Here is a 21,943-nt window from a genome sequence, read left to right on the forward strand (position 1 = left end):
GAGTCAATTAAACCATTCAAACCTTCAATCAAATAATAAGGATCAAATATGAGCTTATTAATTAAAGGTGGGACTATTGTTACCCACGAAGAATCCTATCAAGCAGACCTGTTGTGCGATGGTAACTTAATCGTTGAAATTGGAGAAAATTTAACGCCTCCAGAAGAAGCTGAGGTGTTAGACGCCACAGGCAAACTGATTATGCCTGGTGGAATTGATCCTCACACTCATATGCAATTACCCTTTATGGGAACCGTAGCAAAAGATGATTTTGCCTCTGGTACCGTTGCGGCGCTAGCTGGCGGAACCACCAGTATTATTGACTTTGTCATTCCTAGCCCTCAACAATCACTTTTAGAAGCCTACCATCAATGGCGTGATTGGGCGAAAAAGTCCCATTCAAACTACAGTTTTCATGTCGCGATTACTTGGTGGGATGACAGCGTGGGAGAAGAAATGGAAACGCTGGTCAAAGAGCATGGGGTAAATAGCTTTAAACATTTTATGGCCTATAAAAATGCCATTATGGCAACCGATGATATTTTAGTTTCCAGTTTTACTAAATGCTTAGAATTAGGCGCGATCCCAACAGTGCACGCTGAAAATGGTGAATTAGTGTATCACTTGCAAAACAAAATGGTTGCCCAAGGAATTACTGGACCGGAAGGACACCCTTTATCACGCCCTTCCTCTGTCGAAGGTGAAGCGGCTAATCGCGCGATCAGCATTGCAAACACATTAGGTGCACCTATTTATTTGGTCCATGTTTCTACAGAAGAAGCCGTGGATGCCATCCGCTATGCGAAAGATCATGGCCATACTGTCTTTGGAGAAGTACTTGCAGGGCATCTGACAGTAGACGACAGCGTTTATCAAAACACTGATTGGGAAACCGCCGCCGCTCATGTCATGAGCCCTCCATTTAGACCAAAACATCATCAGGACGCGCTTTGGAAAGGGGTGCAAGCCGGTACATTACAAACAACCGCGACTGATCACTGTGCTTTCTGTATTGAACAAAAATCCATGGGTAAAGACGATTTTTCTAAGATCCCTAATGGCACGGCTGGGGTTGAGGAACGCATGATGGTGATGTGGGAGAAAGGCGTCAATTCCGGCAAAATCACACCAAATGAATTTGTGGCGTTAACCTCGACTAATAGTGCAAAAATATTCAACCTTTATCCAAGTAAAGGCGCGATTAGAGTTGGAGCGGATGCGGATTTGGTCATCTGGAACCCTAATGCAAGCAAAACACTGTCTGCAAAAACGCATCAGTCTAATATCGAGCACAGTATCTTTGAGGGCATGACAATTAATGGCCTTCCTGAGACCACAATTTGTAACGGGAAGCTGGCGTGGCATGAAGGCAAGCTGCACTCGAAATCAGGCGAGGGTCAATATATAGATCGTCCTGCTTACGCGCCTTTTTATGAGGCCTTGACCAAACGCCAAGAATTAAACCAGCCTAAAGTCGTCGAGAGATAATCGATTCAACAGAAGCTTATTTAGTCATTAGCACGATACGATCTATAACAGCCTGTTTGTAGATCGTATCGTGTTTTCTCTATTTCATCGCATAATCTGCGCTAACGTTTTTCAGTGTGCCCGCCACAGCGGCCGATGAATCCATCACAGATGACCATTTCACGTGCCATCTATTTCTGTTTTTGCTTTCCCAAAATTTTTCATGAAAGTAAAATGCAACCGTATTAATAGCCGGTTCAATAATGGCGACTAGCCCACCAACCAATACACTGCCTGTTAATAAATAGGCTACGGTAAATGCAATCGAAAAATGCATAACCGCAAAAGTAATTGTCTTTTTCATACTAAACTCCCTCATTCCATCTTATTTATAGAGTTCGACTCAATTTGATCGTTACTCAGTGGCTAAAAATAGGATATAAGAGAATGGAATTTAGTTAAAATATATTAATTTAATCACTTTGATAGCTTTAGACATTTTTATCGATCTGCTTCAGTAAATGACGCACCCCATCAAATGGGTCTGAGAATATCACGGATGCCGACTCGTTCTCGGCTGTTGACTGATTTTCTTCCAGCCAAATAGACGCTCCGCAGATTACAAGCGGAATCGATATCTCTTGAAGTTGAGCTTTAATTAGAGATTTTTTTTGACCAAATGATTTATCAAGATGCGCAATAAAAGCGTCTGGTTGGATGCCTTTTATCAGCGGAAAGCTGTCTTCAATATTCTGTAATGAATCCAGTACAACCACATGACATCCCTTGTCTGAGCACCAAGCCGCCTGCAACCATACCCAAATACTAGAATCTTCTTCTAGACTGATTAATAAGACTTTTTTCTGAAATTTATTCTTACTTTTGGATACCAGTCGAGTATTAATACGCTGTTTCAATAGCGCAATAAAATAACTCAAAGCGGCGGATGTCTGAGCATTTTGCAAATGAGATAATACAGGAGACAACCAGTAGTGAATGACGACTTCAATCGGATACTGCGACAAATTTTGCTGAATAAGCGCATCAATCTTGTCTTCTTGAAATCGTTCAATTGCCATCAGCAAAGCCGATTGTTGCACCTGCCATTCATTAGAAGTACCGCTTTCCTGCTCAACACGGTTCGTCTCAACAGTATCCTGCTCAAGTAATGCACGCACCTTACTCACAGCAATGCCTTTATTAATCCAGCTCACAATGTCTTTAACACGTTGTACATCCATTTCAGAATAAAGTCTATGACCCTTTTCTGTCCTCACAGGCTTAAGTAGACCGTAGCGTCTTTCCCAGGCCCTTAATGTCACTGAGTTAATACCTGTTTTTAAAGACAGTTCTCGAATAGGGAAAAGCATTTCATTCACACTTCTTTCTCGCCCCGTGGGCAAACCTTTAGCCGTCATACAAATCATCACACATTTTATTGAGCATCTAATTCTATACAAAAAAAATATTTGTACAATAAATTTGATTTTCTTGTACAAACAGCTATATTGTAAAAGAAATAGTTATACAAAATTAAATTCCGTATAAATACAACCACCAACAATTGCAATAGGAAGCCAAAACCATGCTCAAGAAGCAAACGCCATCTTATTTAGAAACCGATATCGCCATCATTGGTGCTGGTATCGCCGGTGCTTTTTGTGCCTCCCTATTAACAACGGCCGGTAAACAGGTCACCTTGGTGGAAAAAAGCCGTGGCACTGGTGGTCGCAGCAGCAGTAAAAGATTAGCTGATAATTTAGGGTGTGATCTTGGCGCGCCTTTTTTCCACATCACCAATCCAACGCTAAAACCGCAGGTACAACAGTGGCTACAAGATAAGGTTGTGGCTGAGTGGTCAGAAGCAAACAAAGACGGTTTTCAGGCCTACGTTGGGATTCCAAAAATGAGCGCCATTACCCGTTATTTAATGGGTAAGGCAAACTTAATCAATAGCTGCCGCGTTCACCAAATAGAGAAAACCAGCCGTGGCTGGCTGTTACGAAATGAACAATACCAACCTATTCTGGTGTGTCGTCAGCTCATCATTACCGCACCAGCGGCACAAACATGCGCTTTGTTAGCAAGCCCTCACACTCCAGATAGCCTTTTAATTGAGAGCCATAAAGCCAGTGCCCTATGCCGTCCTCAATGGAGTGCCATGATAACAACAAAACCACAAGCCAATCACCTTGAAGCCGTAAAGGTCCTTCCGTTAATCGAACCTGACAATCATCCTATTATTGAACGAATTATTTACGACAGCGCGAAACCTAAGCGCTCTGATGACACATCTAATTGGGTGGTTCAAGCAAGACGAGACTGGAGTGAAAACCACGTTGACGCCGACAAAAACGTTATTTCAGAGCAACTCTCCAACGCTTTTTTTGAGATAACAGGGCAACAAGGCAACCCTATGTTATGCCAACGCTGGCTACTTGGTAGGCATTCACCTATCGCGGGAGATGCTTCACGCTGGATAGAGGAGCAACAAATAGGCCTAGCGGCCGATTGGCTCTGTCAAGGCGACATTGAAGGTGCGCTTTTGAGTGCAAAAGATCTGTGTGAACGCATTTGTGCTCTACACTAAATTCATCCATAAATTTTAATCGAACAATCATGACATGACTAGGTGACGACAATGAACTCGAAAAACACAATTAAAATGAAACAGATCGATGGCCAAGATCAACAAACCACTATTGCATCAAAACAACCTCAATTAGATTCCACAACGCCTAATATTAAAGTGGGCATTAGCTCTTGTTTATTAGGACAGAATGTTCGCTTTAATGGTGGTCATAGCCGCTCCACATTTTGCGATAATATTCTTAACCAACACTTTTCCTTTGAAACTTTCTGTCCTGAAATGGCCGCTGGCTTTGGTGCACCAAGACCAACATTAAGATTAGAAGGTGATCCAGATTCACCTCGTCTCGCCTATTCAAACAAACCTGGTTCTGACGTTACAAAAGAGTTTCTTGCACCCAGTGCAGATTATGTTGAAACCTTAGGTCATTTAGATGGTTATATTTTGATGAAAAAATCACCTAGCTGTGGAATGAGCCGTATCAAGGTCTACCAAGAGAGTGGGCACCCACACGCAAAGGCACGCTCTGGACTTTTCACTGAATTATTGCAAAAAAAATACCCTTACTTACCAATTGAAGAAGAAGCTCGATTGAATGATGCTAACCTAAGAGAAAACTTCATTTTAAGAGTTTACGCCCACCATGAATTTCGTCATTCAGTGGATGCGCAGCTGAGTATGAAAACGCTTATTGATTTCCATAGCCGCTATAAATACGTTGTTATGTCTCAATCTCAACCGGCTTATAAAGCGCTTGGCAAATTGCTCTCCGGAACAGAGGAAATGCCATTAAAACAAAGAAGAGATTGTTATTTTCGTACCTTTATGGAGGCATTAAGCAAACCGGCTAAACGCCGTAACCATTGCAATACACTAACCCATTTATTGGGCTACCTAAAACGCAGTGTAGAGAGTCATGTACGCCAAGACATTTTAGCCGTGATAGAACAATATGGGCGCGGTGAAGTCAACTTAACCACGCCAATCACCTTGTTGCAGCATTACTTGAAACACTACGGTAGCGAATACGCTCAGCAACAACGCTATATCACACCATACTACCCAGCTGAACTCGGCATTAGGAATCAAATTTAACCCTTAGAAGAAGTTGATTTCACTCTACTTTGATCAATAAAGGCATGTAAAATAGTATGAATACAAAGCAAGTGGTCTGGCTTCGAAATGATTTACGCATAAAAGATAACCCAGCTGTCTTTTATGCGTCTCAAAATGGTCTTGTTGAGGTCATTATTTCAGTCACCCCAGAGCAATGGATACATCATCAAGAATCCCCAGCAAAATTGGGGCTAAGAGCTGACCTGATAAAATTGGTTACGGCGCAATTTGCCGACTTAGGAATTCAAGTTACCTTGGTTGAAGCCGATCATTTTGCTGACTTGCCAGATAAAATTGTGGCATTCTGTCAATCTGTAAGCGCTCATGACCTTTGGTTTAATCAAGAGACGCCTTTAGATGAAAGGCGCCGTGATAATGATGTCAGTGTTTTATGTGAACAAAACAGTATCCAGACTCACGCCCAGTCTATCGACCTCATTGTCGCCAAACCCGTCTTTAGCCAACAAGGGACACCGTTTAAAGTGTTTACCCCTTTTTACAAGCGCTGGTTGCAAATATTGTCGACACAAGACCGTGCCCCCTTACCGGCTCCAGAAAAGCAAGGCGAAGCGATAGCCGTAATTGATTTTGATCCTACATGGCGTGGACCCTATCGAGAAGATTTATGGCCAGTGGATGGAGAAGCGACAAAACGACGGCTTTGGCAATTCTGTCATCATAAAGAAAGTTTTTATGATGAACAGAGAGATATTCCCTCTTTACCAGGAACCAGTACCCTGTCGCCTTACCTTAGCTTAGGCGCAATTGGACCAAGAGAATTGCTCTTTGCTATTGAGTACACGTGCGACCAAGCAGGTAGAGACTGGCGGGGCAGTATTTGGCTAAAAGAATTGGCCTGGCGCGACTTTTATCGCCAACTGCTCTTGCATTTCGATACGCTCAATATGTCAAAACCATTCAAACCCGAAACCGATAGGATTACTTGGAATAACCCAGAAGTCGGTTTTCAAGCTTGGTGTGATGGCAATACCGGCTTTCCTATTGTTGATGCCGCCATGAGACAACTGGCTCAAACAGGTTGGATGCATAATCGCTTAAGAATGATTACCGCCAGTTTTTTAACCAAGCTACTTTTTATTGATTGGCGCATTGGAGAGGCGTACTTTATGAACACCTTAATTGATGGTGAATTTGCCGCAAACAATGGTGGTTGGCAATGGAGTGCTTCTACCGGGTGCGATGCAGCACCTTATTTCCGTGTCTTTAACCCAACGAGACAATCTGAGCGGTTTGATCCTTCGGGCGATTTTATCCGACGTTTTGTACCAGAACTTCGATCACTGGATAATAAAGCCATTCATAATCCAAGCGACACTCAGCGCCTTGAGCTAAATTACCCAACCCCCATAATCGATTACAAATCGGCGAGGCAACATGCTATTTCAGCCTTTGCTCAACTTACCTCTAAACCCGCTCTGAATTAATCGTCCACTCAGTCTCAAAGCGCTTTTGGGCATGGTTCTATCCGCGCTTTCTGCTTATAGCTTTTTGTGTGTGTAAAAGAGGAAAGTAATCATTACACCTATAATAATTACTACTCTAATCAATATTTTGTTACGCCCCATTGCATTCATACATTCAAGCTGGCATTTAGTTGCACTTAAATAGTGCTGTAAAAATAGCAATATCCAGATAAGATTGATGATTACATTATTATACAACGCACTTTATTGAGAATTATTATGTCTGATCAATACATACAAGACGTGCTTATTAATCTTCGCCGCATTATCCGCGCAACCGATTTGCAATCGAAATGGATCTCCAAAACCTGTGGCCTAACTATCCCTCAAATTATGGTTTTACGCTCTATTGCCTCATTAGGAGACGTTACTGTTAAAAAGCTTTCAGACGATGTGTCCTTGTCACAAGCAACGGTTACCACCATATTAAACCGATTAGAAGATAAAAAACTGGTAGAAAGAGTCCGTTCAGAGGCGGATAAGCGTATTGTCCATGCACGTTTGACCGATAAAAGTGCGCATGTTTTGGAAGGCACGCCGCCACTAATGCATGAAAACTTCATACACTCTTTTACCGAGTTGGCTCCTTGGGAACAAACTCAAATACTGTCTTCGCTACAAAGAGTGGCTTCCATGATGGACGCGGATAAGCTCGATGCGTCTCCCTTACTCGACGTCAATGCCCCCTACTGACCTATAATTTTTGAGCAAACCCAATGAGAAAAAACCTAAGTTCTCAACATAACTTTACTAAATAGATTTGATATAACCTCTTGGACTATATAGACTGAAATTACTTTGAGAACTAAGTATTTTAGACATTATTATATAAAAGGATCACACATGCGTAATATTCTACTAATGACAGGCGCGTTATCTCTTGTCCCAACAGTCAGTTTTGCAGCCGATTGCGGTGATGTATCTATTGCTGATATGAACTGGAGTTCGGCCTCTTTAATGGCAAATGTAGATAAGTACATTTTAGAAAATGGTTTTGGCTGTGACGTCGATTTAATTCCTGGAGACACAATGCCGACAGGAACCTCGATGCTAGAGAAAAATGAACCCGATGTGGCTCCTGAAATGTGGGCTAATGCTTCGTTAGCCGCGTTGCAAAAAGGCATTGATGACAAACGTCTGCGTTTCTCTGTTGATTCCCTCTCTGATGGTGGCGAAGAAGGCTTTTGGGTACCAAAGTATATGGTCGAAAAATACCCTGAGTTGGCCACAATTGAAGGCGTTCGAAAACATCCTGAGTTATTTGAACATCCAGAAGACGATGAGCTGGGTGCTTTATACGGTTGCCCTGCTGGGTGGAACTGTCAAATCTCTACAGTGAATTTATTTCAAGCCCTAAAAATGGAAGACGCTGGCTTTGAAGTGATTGACCCGGGCTCTGCAGCCGGTTTGTCAGGGTCCATTGCCCGCGCTTACGAACGGGAACAGGGTTGGTTAGGTTATTATTGGGCACCTACGGCTATTTTAGGCAAGTATGAAATGGTAAAAGTAGACTTTGGCTCAGGCATAAATAAAGAACATTTTGTTGATTGCATCACTCAAGAAAATTGCTTAGACCCTAAACCGACAATGTACCCACCTTCTTTTGTAACCACGGTAACAACAGAAGATTTTGCCACACGTGAACCTCAAGCTTACGATTACTTCACTAAACGTGCTTTTACCAATAAAGACATGAATAAATTGCTTGCTTGGATGGAAGAAAACCAAGCCGATGGTGAAATCGCCGCTGAATACTTTATTGAGAATCATGAAGCCCTTTGGAGTAAATGGGTACCAGCAGACGTTGCGACAAAAATCAAAAATTCACTATAAAACGACATCATACACAATCGCATCTTCAAGGACAGAAAGTGTGATTGTGTCGTTACGTTCAACACTTTACGTTAATATTCAAATGATACACATGCTTACTTTTAAAAGGCTAAATACTTATGTCTGACTCTTCATGGCTCACCGAGTTTCCACAACTCGAACGCCGCGATTTAATCGATATTCGAAAATCTCTAGATGGCGCCTATCGATCTTTCTCTCGCGAATATGGTGAAACCATTGAGAACTTTTTTGATCCTTTGCTTTCATTCCTAATCTGGTTTGAAAAGTTGCTTATTAGTTCTCCTTGGTGGCTGGTCATCGCGGTTATTATTGCTATTGTTTATGCCGCCAGCCGTTCATGGAAGCTTTCTCTTGGAGTAATGGCCTCTTTGCTCGCCATTGGTTACTTTGGTATGTGGGAAGACACCATGAGAACCCTCAGTATTATTACCGTCTGTACTTTACTCTCTATTGGTATTGGTATTCCTATTGGCATCCTCATTTCTCGTTCTAATAAGGCACAGGCTATCGTCAATCCTATATTAGACATAATGCAAACCATGCCCGCTTTCGTTTATCTTATCCCTGTCGTCATGTTGCTCGGTATTGGTAAAATTCCAGGGGTTATTGCGGTTATCATTTATGCCATACCACCGGTAATTCGACTAACGAACTTAGGAATACGCTTGGTTAATGTAGAGACGTTAGAAGCCGCAACAGCCTATGGAGCAACGTCCACACAACGCTTATTTGGCGTCCAGTTACCACTCGCCCTGCCAACTATTATGGCGGGTATAAACCAAACCATTATGATGGCTCTCTCTATGGTTGTGGTTGCGTCTATGATTGGGGTCAAAGGGTTAGGCCAACCAGTTTTAAAATCCATTACCAATCAATATTTCACTTTAGGTCTACTGAACGGTTTGGCTATTGTTGCTTTAGCCATTATTTTCGATCGAGTATCTCAGACTTATGCAAAACGCTCTCAGAAACATTTAGAAGGTCATAACAATGGATAAGGTTCATGAAACACCTTTCATCGAAATATCGGGCCTTTATCAGATTTTTGGTAATACACCGAAAAAAATAATGCCGTTGGTAAATGCAGGTAAAAGCAAAGATGACATTTTGGCCGAAACAGGCCATACGGTTGGTCTAAAAGACATCAACTTAAATGTTCATCGCGGCGAAATTTTTGTCATAATGGGCTTATCAGGCTCAGGGAAATCGACCTTAATACGACACTTCAATCGCTTAATTGACCCTACAGAGGGGCAAATTAAAGTGGAGGGAGAAGATATTATGAAATTTTCTCTCAAAGAATTAACAGAGTTCAGACGTCATAAAATGTCAATGGTGTTCCAAAATTTTGGCCTAATGCCTCACCGAAATGTCATTGAAAATGTCTCTTATGGATTATCCGTACAAGGTATAGATAAAAAAGTTCGCTATAAGTCGGCTACTGAATGGCTAGAAACTGTTGGCTTAGCGGGATACGAAGAACAATATCCTGCACAACTTTCTGGTGGGCAACAACAACGAGTGGGGCTTGCTAGAGCGCTCTGTACAAACGCAGAAATACTCTTGATGGATGAAGCCTTTTCGGCACTAGACCCATTGATTCGTAGCGAGATGCAAGATCAATTGGTGCAGCTTCAAAATGAACTGCAAAAGACCATTATTTTTATCACGCATGATTTAGATGAAGCGTTAAGAATTGGAGATCGGATCGCCATCTTAAAAGATGGAGAGCTCATCCAAATTGGTACGCCGGTTGATATTCTTTTGAACCCGGCAGACGATTATGTGGAAGCCTTTGTAAAGGATGTTAATAGAGCGCGTGCCGTTCCAGTTAAAACAATTATGCAAAAAACAATACCTTTGGTTACAAGCCAGCGGTTCCAGGATGCATTACTTCAAATGGCATCAAACGATTATGCGTTTTATCAGTCATCTCATGGTTTTGAAGGCATCCTTTTAAAAGAGACACTTGAAGAAGCATTGAGTACGGCCCCTACGGGTTCTATACAAACTGAACATGTGCTTGCGAGCGCAACAGTGACGCCAAATACCCCCTTGGAGTTTGCTCTTCCAAAAGCGTTATTATCCCATTATGCATTACCTGTATTGGATAAAGACGGCAAACACCTAGGTGAGCTGAGCCAAAAAGTATTGGCGGACACATTAGACAATTCAGAGAAATCAGATTAATCTGAATTAAGGCTGGGTATTCATTAAGTATCCAGCCTTAAACCGACCATTACTTGTCGGACCAAACGGCGAACTCATTATTACTTGGGTCGATAAAGTGAAAACGTTTCCCTCCAGGAAAGACAAATGTATCCTGAACAATAACACCACCGTACTCTACAATTTTCATTTTCAATGAATCCAAATCATCACTGTATAAAACCACCAAGGCACTGCCATAATAAGTCAGTGATGACTTCTCCGATTTAAAAAAGCCGCCATCCAGTCCGGCATTTTTAAAGGCACTGTATTCAGTACCATAATCAACAAAGTCCCGCTCAAACACATTACGAAAGAATCGTTTCGTTTCCTCTAATTTTGAAGCGGGAAATTCCACGTAATTAATGTGATTGTTCTGCATATGGCTTTCCTGACACATAAAAGTGAGACAAAGTACTATCGCTAAACCAATATAAGTCATTCTAGTTAAACAGACGGTCAGTTTTTTTTCAATAAAAAAGCCGCTAACTTAACAAGCTAGCGGCTTTTAAAACAGGTCGTTATTATCTATTTATTAACAAAATAGTTAATAACGTAGGCCGGGAGGTCCGCTGCTGGTACCGTGATCTGCTCCATCGTATCTCGGTCACGAACCGTTACTGGCGCGCCTTCTTGTTCAATAGAATCAAAATCGACCGTGACACAGATAGGTGTACCGACTTCATCATGACGACGGTAGCCTTTACCAACATTGCCGGTGTTTTCATACAGAATACGACCAAGGCCAAGTTTTTGAAGTTTATTCTTAAGCTCTTTTGCCAAAGCAACAATTTCAGGCTTATTCTTTTTAAGCGGCATGATAGCTACTTTGATTGGCGCAAGATGAGGTTTGAATTTCAATACAATACGAGAAGAGCCATTCTCTAGTTCTTCTTCTGTGTACGCTTCTGTCATAATAGCAAGCAGACCACGATCCAAACCTGCTGATGGCTCGATACAGAATGGCACTTCCCATTTATTGGCTTCCAAATCACGTATCGCTAACTTAGAGGTTGAATGCTCATTTTTCTTAACGGTAGCCGATAAACCAAACTCTTCTTGGGCTTTAGTATGAGAACCTAAATCATAATCTGTACGGTTGGCAACCCCCTCTAGCTCTTCAAAACCATGTGGAAACTTGTATAAGATATCCACAGTTGATTTTGAATAATGTGCTAGGTCATCACCCGTTACGTATTCAAACTCAATATTTTCTTCTGTTAAGCCTTGATCTAACCACCATTGCTTACGCAACGCGACCCAAGTGTCATGCCATTTTTCATCTTCCCCTGGCTTACAGAAAAATTCCAATTCCATTTGTTCAAATTCACGCACACGGAAAATGAAATTGCGTGGCGTAATCTCGTTCCGGAAAGATTTACCTATTTGGGCAATACCAAATGGTAAAGCACGCGATGTTGAGTCAACCACATTTTTAAAGTTAGTGAAAATACCTTGAGCGGTCTCAGGACGAAGATAAGTATAAGACTCTTCATTCACCATTGGACCAACATTTGTCTTAAACATAAGATTAAAATCACGAGGTTCAGTAACATTGGTAGAACCACAATTATCACAGATCTTTATGTCTTTCATGTGGTCTGCACGCATGCGTGACTTACACTCATGGCAATCAACCATAGGATCAGTAAACGTATCTTCATGACCTGAGTATTTATAGACATGCTTATTTTGTATAATAGCCGCGTCTAGACCTTCAACGTCATCACGCTCATAGACCATTGAACGCCACCAAGCCGCCTTAATGTTGTTTTTCAACTCAACACCTAATGGACCATAATCGTAAGCCCCTTGCATACCACCATAAATCTCACTGCCTTGGAAAATAAATCCGCGACGTTTACAAAGGGAGACGAGTTCATCCATCGTTTTAGCTGGCATGTCTAAATATACCTCTAGCAATAAAAATTTTAGTTGTAAAAAGAGGTTAGGCCTCTTTTGAAGGCAACCATTGTACTCTGAGCCTGTATTTCACTCAATGGTCTAATTGTCGGCATTGCTGGGGTTAAAGAATAAAGTAAAGCACGCAAATAAATGATTCCGCTCTCTAAGCACTAGGAGGCCATCGTAAATTGGTTTTTCCCTTTTTGCTTAGATTCATACATCGCTTGATCTGCTTTGATAATAAGCTCGTCTAATGCCTGAGCATCATCAGGGTACATAACCCCACCAATGGACAAAGACACCGTTAAATCTCGCTGTAATGAGAAATACCCTGATTTAACCAATTTATCACCAAAATCCTCTAAGTCCTTTTTGGGTATATTTGGCAATATAATAATAAATTCATCTCCTCCATATCGAATGAGTTCTTGGCCTTCTTCAAGCCTTAATGAAAGTTTTGTCGCCACGGCTTTTAAGACAGTATCTCCATAAGAATGCCCGAGAACATCATTTACCTGTTTAAAGCCATCCAAATCAATAAACAGCATGCCAAATGATGCTGTATCTTCATTCGAATTGTTTTTCAACTGTTCAAAATACTGCGCTAACTGATTACGATTCCCAAAACCCGTCAGAAGATCTGTTTTGCTAATACGCTGATGCTGACGACTTTTATATACAAAATAGAAAACCATAAAAACGCTTAAAATAAGAGCGATGACCGCGGCAAAGATAATGATTTTTTGCTTTATTTCACGCTCTTCCGCATCATTTATTAAATATTCAAGCTCAATAAATAAAGTATTAATCGAAAGTTCAACATTGGTTCTTTTGAGACGCTCATTATATTCTTGCAGCTGCTGTGAATAATCGTTCAACACGTTAAGATGATCAAGCATGGTTTTAATGTCTTTTGCTAAAAACGGATGGCATTTTAAACAAACTGGATGATCTAAGCTTTTGAAATTAACCCCTTTATTTGTGGTTTTCTCAATCAGTTCATTTAACCAAAAATACTCTAACTCTCTTCGGTATTGATAAAGATCCTCTTTAATTTTAGGATTTTTTTCTGCCAGTTCATCAATTTCTTCTTTCACGTCTATAAATTTATACGCCAAAACTTCAATAGAAGAACGCACCTTAGCGAGTGTATCAAAGAGTTCATTTATTAAGGATTCTTTATTAGAAAATCGTTGCTTTAACTCATTGATTATTGAGGTACTTTCTTCATCATTAAAATTGCCTTCTAACTCGCCTAATGCAGACTTAAAGCGTTCAACTTTTAAATCAATTAAAACATAATGCTCTTGGTAGTAAGATTGGCTACGCAGTACTTCATAATTCAAACTGGAGTTGATTGTTTCTAAATGAGAGACGGCGAGTATAAGATCAGATCGATACTCTTTTTTTTCTAACAATATCCCTTCTATGATAAATAGTAGGTAGACAGCAGAGGCGACTAAAAAGGATACTGTTAGAATTTTTTTCATAAAATCATTCCATTAACTCAAGTATAGTGACGATCTAAAGAGATTTTCAAACCGATACTTTTCGTTATGTCCCTCTTTAAAAAACGGTAAATCACACACTATTTGGAATACGCTACCCTAGCACAATACTCAATTTATCAAGCCATTCCATGGAATTAGGCCGTTGCTATAAAACACTGTTTATTTAGTAAATGAATAGAATAGAAGAACACCTCTGTAGCATCACAATTCTATTTCTATTGCTTAAAAATTGGGTCATCCGCAGGCAGAACTTTTTGAATCCATAATGCCAACTTATGTTTCATACTCTGCAAATCTTCTTTATCTGGAGGCACAGGTACAATTAGCTTATCTAATACAAGTAATCTATACAAGGCTTCCACTTTTTGATTTGCCGACATCGTTGGTGAAAAGCCTGAATAGCCTCTTTTGGTCGCATAATTTTCCCCGATAGAAATTGCTTTTTTAACAAAAGCGGCCTCGTTTTTAATTTTTTTCATTATCTATAACCCCTTAACGTGTCACCGTAGTATGTTTAAAAATAACCAATCAGATTAAAATACTCTTGTCTTTCCTAGGAAAAGACAACGAAAAGCAGTAAATTAACGCCATTATTGATCGCACCACTTCCTTGCCGTTAGAAAAGAGAATCGCATGTCTACTTCTAAAAAATCTAAAAGCCTTACCATTTCAGAAGAACTGGTTACTTCTCTTAGCTACTCTATTATCCAAGGTGAATTAAAACAAGGGAGTAAAATTTCTGAAACAGAATTGGCACTTAGATATGGCGTTTCTAGAGGTCCCCTCAGAGAAGCCATTGTAACCTTAGAAGGGCTTGGATTGGTTACCCGAGCCGCCAATGTCGGCGCCAGAGTTGTCGAATTGAATACTGAGGATATGATACACACTTTTTCAGTGAGAGAGTCTCTTGAAGGGATGGCGGCAAGGTTAGCGGTCGACAATATTTCTGACAGCGAACTTCAAGAATTATATGAACTTCTCGACAAACATGAAGCTTACCTTACATCAAATAATGGCGACCATTATATTCATCAGGAAGGCAATTACGATTTTCACAATCGCATCATAAAAGCCAGCCGGAATCCGAAATTGATTACCCTATTAATTGATGAACTGTATTCTCTTGTAAGAATGTATCGACAGCAAACAGCCGAGTCTCGCCCAGACCCAAAGCAAGCCCTTAAAGAACACAGAAACATTTTAGACGCCATTGCCAATAAAGAAGCTGACTTAGCTGAACTTCTAATGCGCCGACATATCAGTCGATCTCGTCATGTTCTAGAAAAAGCATTAGCAAAACAAACCATTGCATACTGAAGGCAAGCGTTATCATTAGATCACCCCGTAATTGAAATGAGAATTATTTACATATAAGATGTCAAAATCATTTGTAACATGATCATTCGATCTAGAAAACGATGATGCCAAATTTGATGGATTGTATCTAATAAGGTTACTCAACTATGTTTTTTAAAAAAATGTCGCTTCCTCATCAATTAAGCTGGGGAGCCCTTTTTGCAATTTTAATAACAACCTCCGTACTTCTATTCAGCACAACTAAAATTTTCAATACGGTATTAAATAAAGTTGATCAAGAACATTTATTTGTAGAAAGCAACTTACTGGCAAAACAACTTGAAAGTGCCTATTACAGAACGGTTGATTTAACAGATAGCTACTCAAACCTCTTCATCAGTCAGTTTTCTTCTTTAGCCATTGACGACACAAAAACAATGAAAGTAGATAGACATGACAGCTCTATTGCTTATCTTGATGGAGAGGTTTTAAATTTAAACTATAAAAAAGTGGATGAGTTTACAAAAGCAACCAAGGCAGCGGCTACTGTTTTCATTAGAAACGGCGATGATTTTTTACGAATAACGACTTCCTTAAAAAAAGAAAATGGTGACAGAGCAATAGGCACATACTTAGGGAAAAAACACCCTGGATATCATGCACTACTATCAGGCAACACCTTTGAAGGCTCTGCGTCTCTTTTTGGAAAAAACTACCTAACAAAATATGTTCCTATACAAAAACAAGGTAGAACCATTGCCATTATTTTTATCGGTGTTAGTTATGATCATATTTTAGGAGACATATCTAAGGCCGTTGGTGATCTGAAATTTGGTAAATCAGGTTACCTTTTTATCGTCGATAATAAAAAGAATGAGGGGAATTTATTACTTCATCCTACTCAAGTAGGAAAGAATGTTTACTCTTTATTACCTGAATTTAAAACTCAATTTCAACAGATTTATCAAGAAGAACAAGGCTCATTTTATTATACTTCGAAAATTTCAGGCGTAGACAACAGAACAAGGGAATCGAAAGTTAACTTCCATCAGGTAAAAGGCTGGAACTGGGTCGTTGTCATGAAAAGCTACACAGATGACTTCCAAGAGACCATTATGGACGCTATTTTTGACCTCTCAATTATTAGTCTTATTGGCGCAACAATCCTCTCACTTTTCCTTTGGTTTATCATACGCTTTTCGTTAAAGCCTTTGGCAGAAATTACGGACAGTCTCCATCATTTTGGCGCAGGAGACCTGACGTTTAAATTTAACTCTCCTGAAATTAAAAACAGTCGTAACGAGGTTGATATACTTAAGAAGGACGTTATCGCCATGCGTGATAACCTAGTGACAGTCATTCAACAAATACTGAATTCGAGTACGCTTTTATCGAAAGCCAGCGTCTCTATTTCTGAGGCCAATACCCACCTGAAAGAGCAAGCCAAAACCAGCGGAGATGAATGCCTTCAGGTAGCTTCATCGATTGAGCAAATGACCGTATCTATTGAACAAGTCGCAAATAGCACTGTAGAAGTCTCTCAAGAAAGCATTCATGCAAAAATGATAGTACAAGAAGGCAATACCAGCATAACCCATGCAGAGGAGACCATTGGGGCGCTTGCTTCTGCATTTAAAGAAGCATCAGCGACGATCAAAGACGTAGAGTTAAGTAGCAAAAATATTGGCGATGTTGTTACTGTGATCAACGCGATAGCCGAACAAACCAATTTACTGGCTCTAAATGCCGCCATTGAAGCCGCTCGAGCTGGTGAACAAGGCAGAGGGTTTGCTGTCGTGGCCGATGAAGTCAGAGTACTTGCCCAACGTACACAACAGTCAACAGAAGAAATTCAAAACGTTGTTGATCAGTTACAGAAAAATAGCCTTATTGCGGTAGCAGAAATGGACCAAGGAACACAAAAGGTTTCTCAAAGTGTCGAAACGGTATGTCAATCAAGGGAGATTATCGATCAAATTCTCAACTCCATCACGGCTGTTGGAGATAGAATAGCTATGGTTGCATCAACAGCGGAGGAGCAAAGTGTTGCTACGATGCAAATAAGAGAAAGTTCGCACTCATTAAAAGAGTCCGCAAACATCACATTTGAGCTTGCTGAACAATCTCAGCTGCATAGCGATAACACCTTTGCTCTCGCTAAACAGTTACAAAAAGACTTAGCCATATTCAAATTACACTAAGGGCAACGGAAGCGTTTAAAAATAGCCTTTAGCGACCCAACCTAATCAAGGTATCATATACCTTGATTAGGAGATTTTATGCAGGCAATCCATCAACATCGTTATTTCTATATTTTAATTGGTCCAGTAGAAAAGCGTATCGAAACATTTAAGGCGCTTACCAAGAATTTCAATTCCCCTATTATTACCTGTTCCTCCCCCGACACTCTCCTATCAAAACAATCGGGAGGCACAGAGACAACAATCACTTATTATCCTTTCAAAAAGCTGCCATTGCTTTTAGGGGAAAGCCGTGAAGCCATCTTATTTGATGTTGAAGACGGTGTGTGCGCAAATGGATTAGCCATCGCTTCAGGTAGCGTGAAGGGCGGTGGCCTTTTTGCAATTGGCATTCCTGATACACCTGATTGGTTAACAAAAACCGACTTAGAACTTGCAAAATATCTCCCTTGGCCTTTAAAGCCAGAGTCTGAATTATCCTATTTTAAACAGTATTTTTTCGTCCAGCTCATGCAGAGAATGAATGATTTTTCTTTAGCAAAAGATCTTACTACACAACCAGAAAAGCAAGGCTGCACTTTATCTGTTATGCACTTATCAGCCACCAATAAGGCTTATCCGCCACTAGCAACCATAATGGATTGCTCTGAGTCTTTTTCACTGACACAGCAACAGCAGGATACTTTAGTTTTAACTCATACTCATTTGTCTAAACACAAAACAGCCATTGTCATCATGACAGCCCACCGAGGTCGAGGAAAATCAACTCTTCAAGGGATATTAGCAACGCAATTAGAAAATAGACAGTGGTCTATTGGCGTCACGGCTCCAAGAAAAGAGGCCATTAATACACTCGAATTACACTACAAAAAACATCAAGAGAAGGAAAAAAAGCTGCCTTTCTATTCTATTGATGAACTCGTTTTAACGCCTAGAACACTAGATTGCTTAATCGTCGATGAAGCGGCGGCTTTCCCTGTACCAACACTTGAAAAGCTGTTGACACTTTATCCACGTATTATTTTTTCCTCTACAGATCATGGTTATGAAATTGGTGGCAAAGGTTTTGGCATGCGCTTCATTAAACAGGTACAGCGTTCTAATATCGCTTTACTTGAGTGTCACTTAGATCAGCCAGTTCGTTGGAAAGTAAATGATCCTCTAGAACAATGGGTCGATCAAGTATTGTGTCTGTATCAAACACATGAAAAAACACCAACAGCACATAGCACCGACTTAAAGGAGGCCGCGTCACCCTTTAGTATGGGTCTCAATGAAACCCTTTCCATAAAGGGTGAAAACTGGTTAGAAAACACACATCTATTGATCGCTGGTTTCAACCTTCTAGTAAGCGCCCACTATCAAACATCCCCTAGCGATTTAAGATGGTTAATGGATGATCCAAGTGTGACTACTTGGCTTAAATTTGAGTCATCCCAACTTGTGTCTATTGCGGTCATTACTCAAGAAGGTCCAATTGACAACATCATGATAGAACCCATTCTTGAAGGAACCCGCAGACCAAGAGGTCACCTGCTACCGCAGTCACTTTTAGCTCATGAAGGTTGGCTATCCGCGGCCAAGTATCGTTATTGGCGAGTGAGTCGCATCGCTACAAAAGCAGAGCGACAGAACCTTGGCCGTGCTTCACAACTTTTAGATACAATAGAAAATGCAGCAAAACAGCAGCAGGTTGATATTCTTTGTACTAGCTTTTCAGCGCAACCAGAATTAATACATTTTTGGCAAAAAAATGGCTATCATATTGTGAGGCTCGGCACGGCCAAAGACCAATCCAGTGGCAGTTATTCTGTCATGATGGCGAAAGGTTTCTCTGAACGAGCTCAGCAAGATATAGAGAAATGGCATGTTGCTTTTCTAGATGGTTTTGTTATTACCGCTCTGATCAATACACAGACGTTACCCACTGCATTAATCATGGCTCTTTTTAGTAGCCATTTCCCCAAAAAAATACCCTCTCTTGCACTTTATTTAGAGAAAGACAAAAGAGATGTCATGCTCTTTATTAAAAAGCATCGTCCTCTTTCCAGCATTCAACCTCAATTAACCCGTACTATTATTGAGCTAATGAAAAACCAGCGCCTTACGATAACAAACCCAGATCACATTATGCTATGCGAACTGGCCTTAGGACGAACATCTGAACGTCAACATAGTTATTTATCTAAAAGACAGTTTATTGACACAATAAAAGTAAACCTACTAGATCTCATGAAATAGGCGATCCGTCACCCAAGAGAAGAGAAAAATGGGTGGAATATCACCCATAAATATAACCACCTTATTCACTCAACATTCAACCAACCTTTTGAAATAAATTTATTCCATTAAAAACAACAAGTTAAGATAAAATACAAAAGATGGCATCATTCGTGCTTTATACTACTTTGAAAATGTTTTTTCGATTTGCCAAACCACTATTTTCTCGATAGTAGGCAAAACAATAATAATGATGATCGAACTTGGAGCTATATAACAATGAAAAAAATAAGCCTTACTCTAACCACAGCAGCCTTAACTCTTGCCGCTGGTACTGTCTCAGCAAATTGCGATCCAGGTGAAGTGGTTGCAAAATTTAGCCACGTAACAGGTGGTACGACTCACCCTAAAGTGGTTGCGGCAAACAGTTTAGCGGAACGCGTAAATGCTGAAATGAATGGCAAAATGTGTGTTGAAGTTTATCCTAACTCAACCTTATTTGGTGATTCAAAAGAATTAGAAGCCTTATTATTAGGTGATGTACAGTTACTCGCGCCTTCTCTTTCCAAGTTCGGCTCTTATACTGAAAAATACGGTGTATTTGACCTTCCATTTATCTTTAAAGACATGGATGCAGCTATTCGTTTTACCAACTCAGATAATGGTAAAGCACTACTGACAGAAATGGATGAATATGCTGGCTTCGTTGGTTTAGGTTATTGGATGTCTGGTATGAAATATTTCTCAGCCAACAAAACACTCAACGTACCAAGCGATGCAGAAGGGTTAAAATTCCGTGTGCAAACGTCCGATGTAGCGAAACAAATGATTTCCGCTATGGGTGCATCACCTCAAGCAATGGCCTTTTCAGAAGTATACGGTGCATTGCAGACAGGTGTTGTTGATGGTCAAGAAAACACTTGGTCTAACATTTACACTAAAAAGTTTTTTGAAGTTCAAGAAAGCGTGACCGAAACCAACCACCAGTTATTGGCTTACTTGTTTATGACATCTTCTGATTTCCTTAAGAGTCTGGACAAAGACACGCGTGAACAATTCATGCAAATTGCGGATGAAGTTACCCAAGCGGCTAACTTGAATGTTAAAGCCGCTGAAGCCACTAACAGAGCAAACATTCTTAAAGCCGGCGGCACAATTATCGAATTGACCCCAGCTCAGCGCCAAGAATGGGTAGATACAATGAAGCCTGTGTGGAAACAGTTTGAAAAAGATATCGGTAAAGATTTGATTGACGCGGCGGCTGGCGCTTAATCAAACCGTTACCTTGGTAGGTCCCTCTGGGGCCTACCAATTCTGTCTATTCGATTACTTACTTATCACTCTTCCTTATTGAGCAAATGCCTCGGACTATCGAATCATCCTCATTCGTTCAGGAGACAAACCCATGACATATTGGCCTCACTTTTACTTACTTATTTTAATACTCATTATTTGGGGTCTTGAAAAAATCATTCCAAAGAAAATGGAACGACTTGAAGAGAACCTAATGATCATCATTATTGCTTCGATTATGGCCGTTTCTTTTGGGCAGGTTATAGCCCGTTACGGTTTTAACACGGGTTGGGATGCCGCTTTAGAATTTAATACAATCGCTTTTTCTTGGTTAGTACTTTTAGGAATGAGTTATGGGATTAAAACAGGTATCCATTTAGGTGTGGACATCGTTCTCAATGCCGTACCATCCCATGTGTCTAAATCCCTTTCTTTGTTTGGCGCGGCCGCAACCTGCCTTTACGGGCTTATATTACTAGACTCAACTTGGGTGGCATTACTTGGCATTGACGTTAATGGTGGCGCTCTCGAATACTGGTCCAAAATGTTTAAAATTGGCATAGGTTCTGATGAACTTCGTTACCCTGTTTTTGTTCAAGAAATGTTTGATTTAAGACCTAGGGTGCATCGCTGGATCGTCCTTATTGTGCTTCCTATTAGTTTAGCACTGCTGTCATACCGTTCTATACAGGCGTTTGTAGATATTCTCTCAGGCAAGCGTGCCATGCTCATCAGTGGGCATGAAGCACAAGACCTTGTTGAAGAACACAAAAACGTTATTAAAGATTAATGCAGTAA

19 protein-coding genes are annotated in these 21,943 nt (G+C 40.5%); 13 read left to right on the forward strand and 6 right to left on the reverse strand.

Annotation, left to right across the window (positions count from 1 at the left end; all coding sequences use genetic code 11):
- Positions 1 to 48: 48 nt before the first annotated feature.
- Complete coding sequence (gene hydA, locus IEZ33_RS17110; RefSeq protein WP_191601219.1) at positions 49 to 1,488, forward strand: dihydropyrimidinase; 1,440 nt, start codon at positions 49 to 51, stop codon at positions 1,486 to 1,488.
- Positions 1,489 to 1,567: 79 nt separating this feature from the next.
- Here the strand turns inward: hydA and IEZ33_RS17115 are convergent, their stop codons facing one another.
- Together IEZ33_RS17115 and IEZ33_RS17120 are read right to left on the reverse strand one after the other, a co-directional pair.
- Complete coding sequence (locus IEZ33_RS17115; protein WP_191601220.1) at positions 1,568 to 1,831, reverse strand: DUF2061 domain-containing protein; 264 nt, start codon at positions 1,829 to 1,831, stop codon at positions 1,568 to 1,570.
- Between the two features lie 127 nt (positions 1,832 to 1,958).
- Positions 1,959 to 2,885 carry a MerR family transcriptional regulator gene (locus tag IEZ33_RS17120; RefSeq protein ID WP_191601221.1) on the reverse strand — a complete coding sequence of 309 codons (927 nt, stop codon included), beginning with the start codon at positions 2,883 to 2,885 and terminating at the stop codon, positions 1,959 to 1,961.
- A 167-nt stretch (positions 2,886 to 3,052) separates the two neighbouring features.
- On the opposite strand from IEZ33_RS17120, the gene IEZ33_RS17125 reads away from it, so the two are divergent.
- From IEZ33_RS17125 to IEZ33_RS17155, 7 genes are all read left to right on the forward strand, one after another.
- Entirely contained in the window at positions 3,053 to 4,057 is a 1,005-nt protein-coding gene (locus IEZ33_RS17125) for an NAD(P)/FAD-dependent oxidoreductase (RefSeq protein WP_191601222.1), read from the forward strand.
- A gap of 51 nt (positions 4,058 to 4,108) precedes the next feature.
- Positions 4,109 to 5,152 (forward strand): YbgA family protein, encoded by a 1,044-nt coding sequence (locus IEZ33_RS17130; protein ID WP_240009565.1) that lies wholly within the window; start codon positions 4,109 to 4,111, stop codon positions 5,150 to 5,152.
- A 56-nt stretch (positions 5,153 to 5,208) separates the two neighbouring features.
- On the forward strand, positions 5,209 to 6,618 hold the full coding sequence (locus tag IEZ33_RS17135; protein ID WP_191601223.1) for a cryptochrome/photolyase family protein: 1,410 nt from the start codon (positions 5,209 to 5,211) through the stop codon (positions 6,616 to 6,618).
- Between the two features lie 258 nt (positions 6,619 to 6,876).
- A complete protein-coding gene (locus IEZ33_RS17140) occupies positions 6,877 to 7,350 on the forward strand; it encodes a MarR family winged helix-turn-helix transcriptional regulator (RefSeq protein WP_191601224.1) in 474 nt (157 codons plus the stop codon).
- A 150-nt stretch (positions 7,351 to 7,500) separates the two neighbouring features.
- Positions 7,501 to 8,490: an ABC transporter substrate-binding protein gene (locus tag IEZ33_RS17145; RefSeq protein WP_191601225.1), complete on the forward strand. Its 990-nt coding sequence runs from the start codon at positions 7,501 to 7,503 to the stop codon at positions 8,488 to 8,490.
- A 119-nt stretch (positions 8,491 to 8,609) separates the two neighbouring features.
- Complete coding sequence (locus tag IEZ33_RS17150) at positions 8,610 to 9,509, forward strand: ABC transporter permease (protein WP_191601226.1); 900 nt, start codon at positions 8,610 to 8,612, stop codon at positions 9,507 to 9,509.
- Positions 9,502 to 10,701, forward strand: coding sequence for a quaternary amine ABC transporter ATP-binding protein (locus tag IEZ33_RS17155; RefSeq protein WP_191601227.1), 1,200 nt, complete (start codon positions 9,502 to 9,504; stop codon positions 10,699 to 10,701). The genes IEZ33_RS17150 and IEZ33_RS17155 overlap by 8 nt, the downstream gene beginning before the upstream one ends.
- A gap of 49 nt (positions 10,702 to 10,750) precedes the next feature.
- Here the strand turns inward: IEZ33_RS17155 and IEZ33_RS17160 are convergent, their stop codons facing one another.
- The 4 genes from IEZ33_RS17160 to IEZ33_RS17175 form a co-directional block, all read right to left on the reverse strand.
- The gene (locus IEZ33_RS17160; protein ID WP_191601228.1) at positions 10,751 to 11,101 is read right to left on the reverse strand and encodes a VOC family protein; all 351 of its coding nucleotides are present in this window, start codon (positions 11,099 to 11,101) and stop codon (positions 10,751 to 10,753) included.
- Positions 11,102 to 11,247: 146 nt separating this feature from the next.
- Positions 11,248 to 12,621, reverse strand: a complete 1,374-nt coding sequence (locus IEZ33_RS17165) for a glycine--tRNA ligase (RefSeq protein WP_191601229.1) — start codon at positions 12,619 to 12,621, stop codon at positions 11,248 to 11,250.
- Between the two features lie 173 nt (positions 12,622 to 12,794).
- Complete coding sequence (locus tag IEZ33_RS17170; RefSeq protein ID WP_191601230.1) at positions 12,795 to 14,114, reverse strand: GGDEF domain-containing protein; 1,320 nt, start codon at positions 14,112 to 14,114, stop codon at positions 12,795 to 12,797.
- Between the two features lie 236 nt (positions 14,115 to 14,350).
- Positions 14,351 to 14,614, reverse strand: coding sequence for a DUF5062 family protein (locus IEZ33_RS17175; protein WP_191601231.1), 264 nt, complete (start codon positions 14,612 to 14,614; stop codon positions 14,351 to 14,353).
- Between the two features lie 154 nt (positions 14,615 to 14,768).
- Between IEZ33_RS17175 and IEZ33_RS17180 the strand changes: the two genes are divergently transcribed.
- The 5 genes from IEZ33_RS17180 to IEZ33_RS17200 all read left to right on the forward strand — a co-directional run bounded on the left by IEZ33_RS17180 (position 14,769) and on the right by IEZ33_RS17200 (position 21,935).
- On the forward strand, positions 14,769 to 15,452 hold the full coding sequence (locus tag IEZ33_RS17180; protein WP_191601232.1) for a GntR family transcriptional regulator: 684 nt from the start codon (positions 14,769 to 14,771) through the stop codon (positions 15,450 to 15,452).
- Positions 15,453 to 15,598: 146 nt separating this feature from the next.
- The gene (locus IEZ33_RS17185; protein WP_191601233.1) at positions 15,599 to 17,632 is read left to right on the forward strand and encodes a methyl-accepting chemotaxis protein; all 2,034 of its coding nucleotides are present in this window, start codon (positions 15,599 to 15,601) and stop codon (positions 17,630 to 17,632) included.
- Between the two features lie 78 nt (positions 17,633 to 17,710).
- Positions 17,711 to 19,873: a tRNA(Met) cytidine acetyltransferase TmcA domain-containing protein gene (locus IEZ33_RS17190; RefSeq protein ID WP_191601234.1), complete on the forward strand. Its 2,163-nt coding sequence runs from the start codon at positions 17,711 to 17,713 to the stop codon at positions 19,871 to 19,873.
- A gap of 258 nt (positions 19,874 to 20,131) precedes the next feature.
- Positions 20,132 to 21,124, forward strand: a complete 993-nt coding sequence (locus IEZ33_RS17195) for a TRAP transporter substrate-binding protein (RefSeq protein ID WP_191601235.1) — start codon at positions 20,132 to 20,134, stop codon at positions 21,122 to 21,124.
- A 133-nt stretch (positions 21,125 to 21,257) separates the two neighbouring features.
- Positions 21,258 to 21,935 (forward strand): TRAP transporter small permease, encoded by a 678-nt coding sequence (locus tag IEZ33_RS17200; protein WP_191601236.1) that lies wholly within the window; start codon positions 21,258 to 21,260, stop codon positions 21,933 to 21,935.
- Positions 21,936 to 21,943 lie beyond the last annotated feature (8 nt).

The organism is Marinomonas algicola (assembly GCF_014805825.1).
GTDB classification, from domain to species: domain Bacteria; phylum Pseudomonadota; class Gammaproteobacteria; order Pseudomonadales; family Marinomonadaceae; genus Marinomonas; species Marinomonas algicola.

What these genes read in the sequence shown, in the direction of transcription:
- IEZ33_RS17135 (WP_191601223.1), top strand. Translation starts at nt 5,209, where the DNA reads ATGAATACAAAGCAAGTGGTCTGGCTTCGAAATGATTTACGCATAAAA.
- IEZ33_RS17150 (WP_191601226.1), top strand. Translation starts at nt 8,610, where the DNA reads ATGTCTGACTCTTCATGGCTCACCGAGTTTCCACAACTCGAACGCCGC.
- IEZ33_RS17190 (WP_191601234.1), top strand. Translation starts at nt 17,711, where the DNA reads ATGCAGGCAATCCATCAACATCGTTATTTCTATATTTTAATTGGTCCA.
- IEZ33_RS17185 (WP_191601233.1), top strand. Translation starts at nt 15,599, where the DNA reads ATGTTTTTTAAAAAAATGTCGCTTCCTCATCAATTAAGCTGGGGAGCC.
- IEZ33_RS17200 (WP_191601236.1), top strand. Translation starts at nt 21,258, where the DNA reads ATGACATATTGGCCTCACTTTTACTTACTTATTTTAATACTCATTATT.
- IEZ33_RS17180 (WP_191601232.1), top strand. Translation starts at nt 14,769, where the DNA reads ATGTCTACTTCTAAAAAATCTAAAAGCCTTACCATTTCAGAAGAACTG.
- IEZ33_RS17160 (WP_191601228.1), bottom strand. Translation starts at nt 11,101, where the DNA reads ATGCAGAACAATCACATTAATTACGTGGAATTTCCCGCTTCAAAATTA.
- IEZ33_RS17155 (WP_191601227.1), top strand. Translation starts at nt 9,502, where the DNA reads ATGGATAAGGTTCATGAAACACCTTTCATCGAAATATCGGGCCTTTAT.
- IEZ33_RS17115 (WP_191601220.1), bottom strand. Translation starts at nt 1,831, where the DNA reads ATGAAAAAGACAATTACTTTTGCGGTTATGCATTTTTCGATTGCATTT.
- IEZ33_RS17130 (WP_240009565.1), top strand. Translation starts at nt 4,109, where the DNA reads ATGAACTCGAAAAACACAATTAAAATGAAACAGATCGATGGCCAAGAT.
- IEZ33_RS17125 (WP_191601222.1), top strand. Translation starts at nt 3,053, where the DNA reads ATGCTCAAGAAGCAAACGCCATCTTATTTAGAAACCGATATCGCCATC.
- IEZ33_RS17145 (WP_191601225.1), top strand. Translation starts at nt 7,501, where the DNA reads ATGCGTAATATTCTACTAATGACAGGCGCGTTATCTCTTGTCCCAACA.
- IEZ33_RS17120 (WP_191601221.1), bottom strand. Translation starts at nt 2,885, where the DNA reads ATGACGGCTAAAGGTTTGCCCACGGGGCGAGAAAGAAGTGTGAATGAA.
- IEZ33_RS17195 (WP_191601235.1), top strand. Translation starts at nt 20,132, where the DNA reads ATGAAAAAAATAAGCCTTACTCTAACCACAGCAGCCTTAACTCTTGCC.
- IEZ33_RS17165 (WP_191601229.1), bottom strand. Translation starts at nt 12,621, where the DNA reads ATGCCAGCTAAAACGATGGATGAACTCGTCTCCCTTTGTAAACGTCGC.
- hydA (WP_191601219.1), top strand. Translation starts at nt 49, where the DNA reads ATGAGCTTATTAATTAAAGGTGGGACTATTGTTACCCACGAAGAATCC.
- IEZ33_RS17170 (WP_191601230.1), bottom strand. Translation starts at nt 14,114, where the DNA reads ATGAAAAAAATTCTAACAGTATCCTTTTTAGTCGCCTCTGCTGTCTAC.
- IEZ33_RS17175 (WP_191601231.1), bottom strand. Translation starts at nt 14,614, where the DNA reads ATGAAAAAAATTAAAAACGAGGCCGCTTTTGTTAAAAAAGCAATTTCT.
- IEZ33_RS17140 (WP_191601224.1), top strand. Translation starts at nt 6,877, where the DNA reads ATGTCTGATCAATACATACAAGACGTGCTTATTAATCTTCGCCGCATT.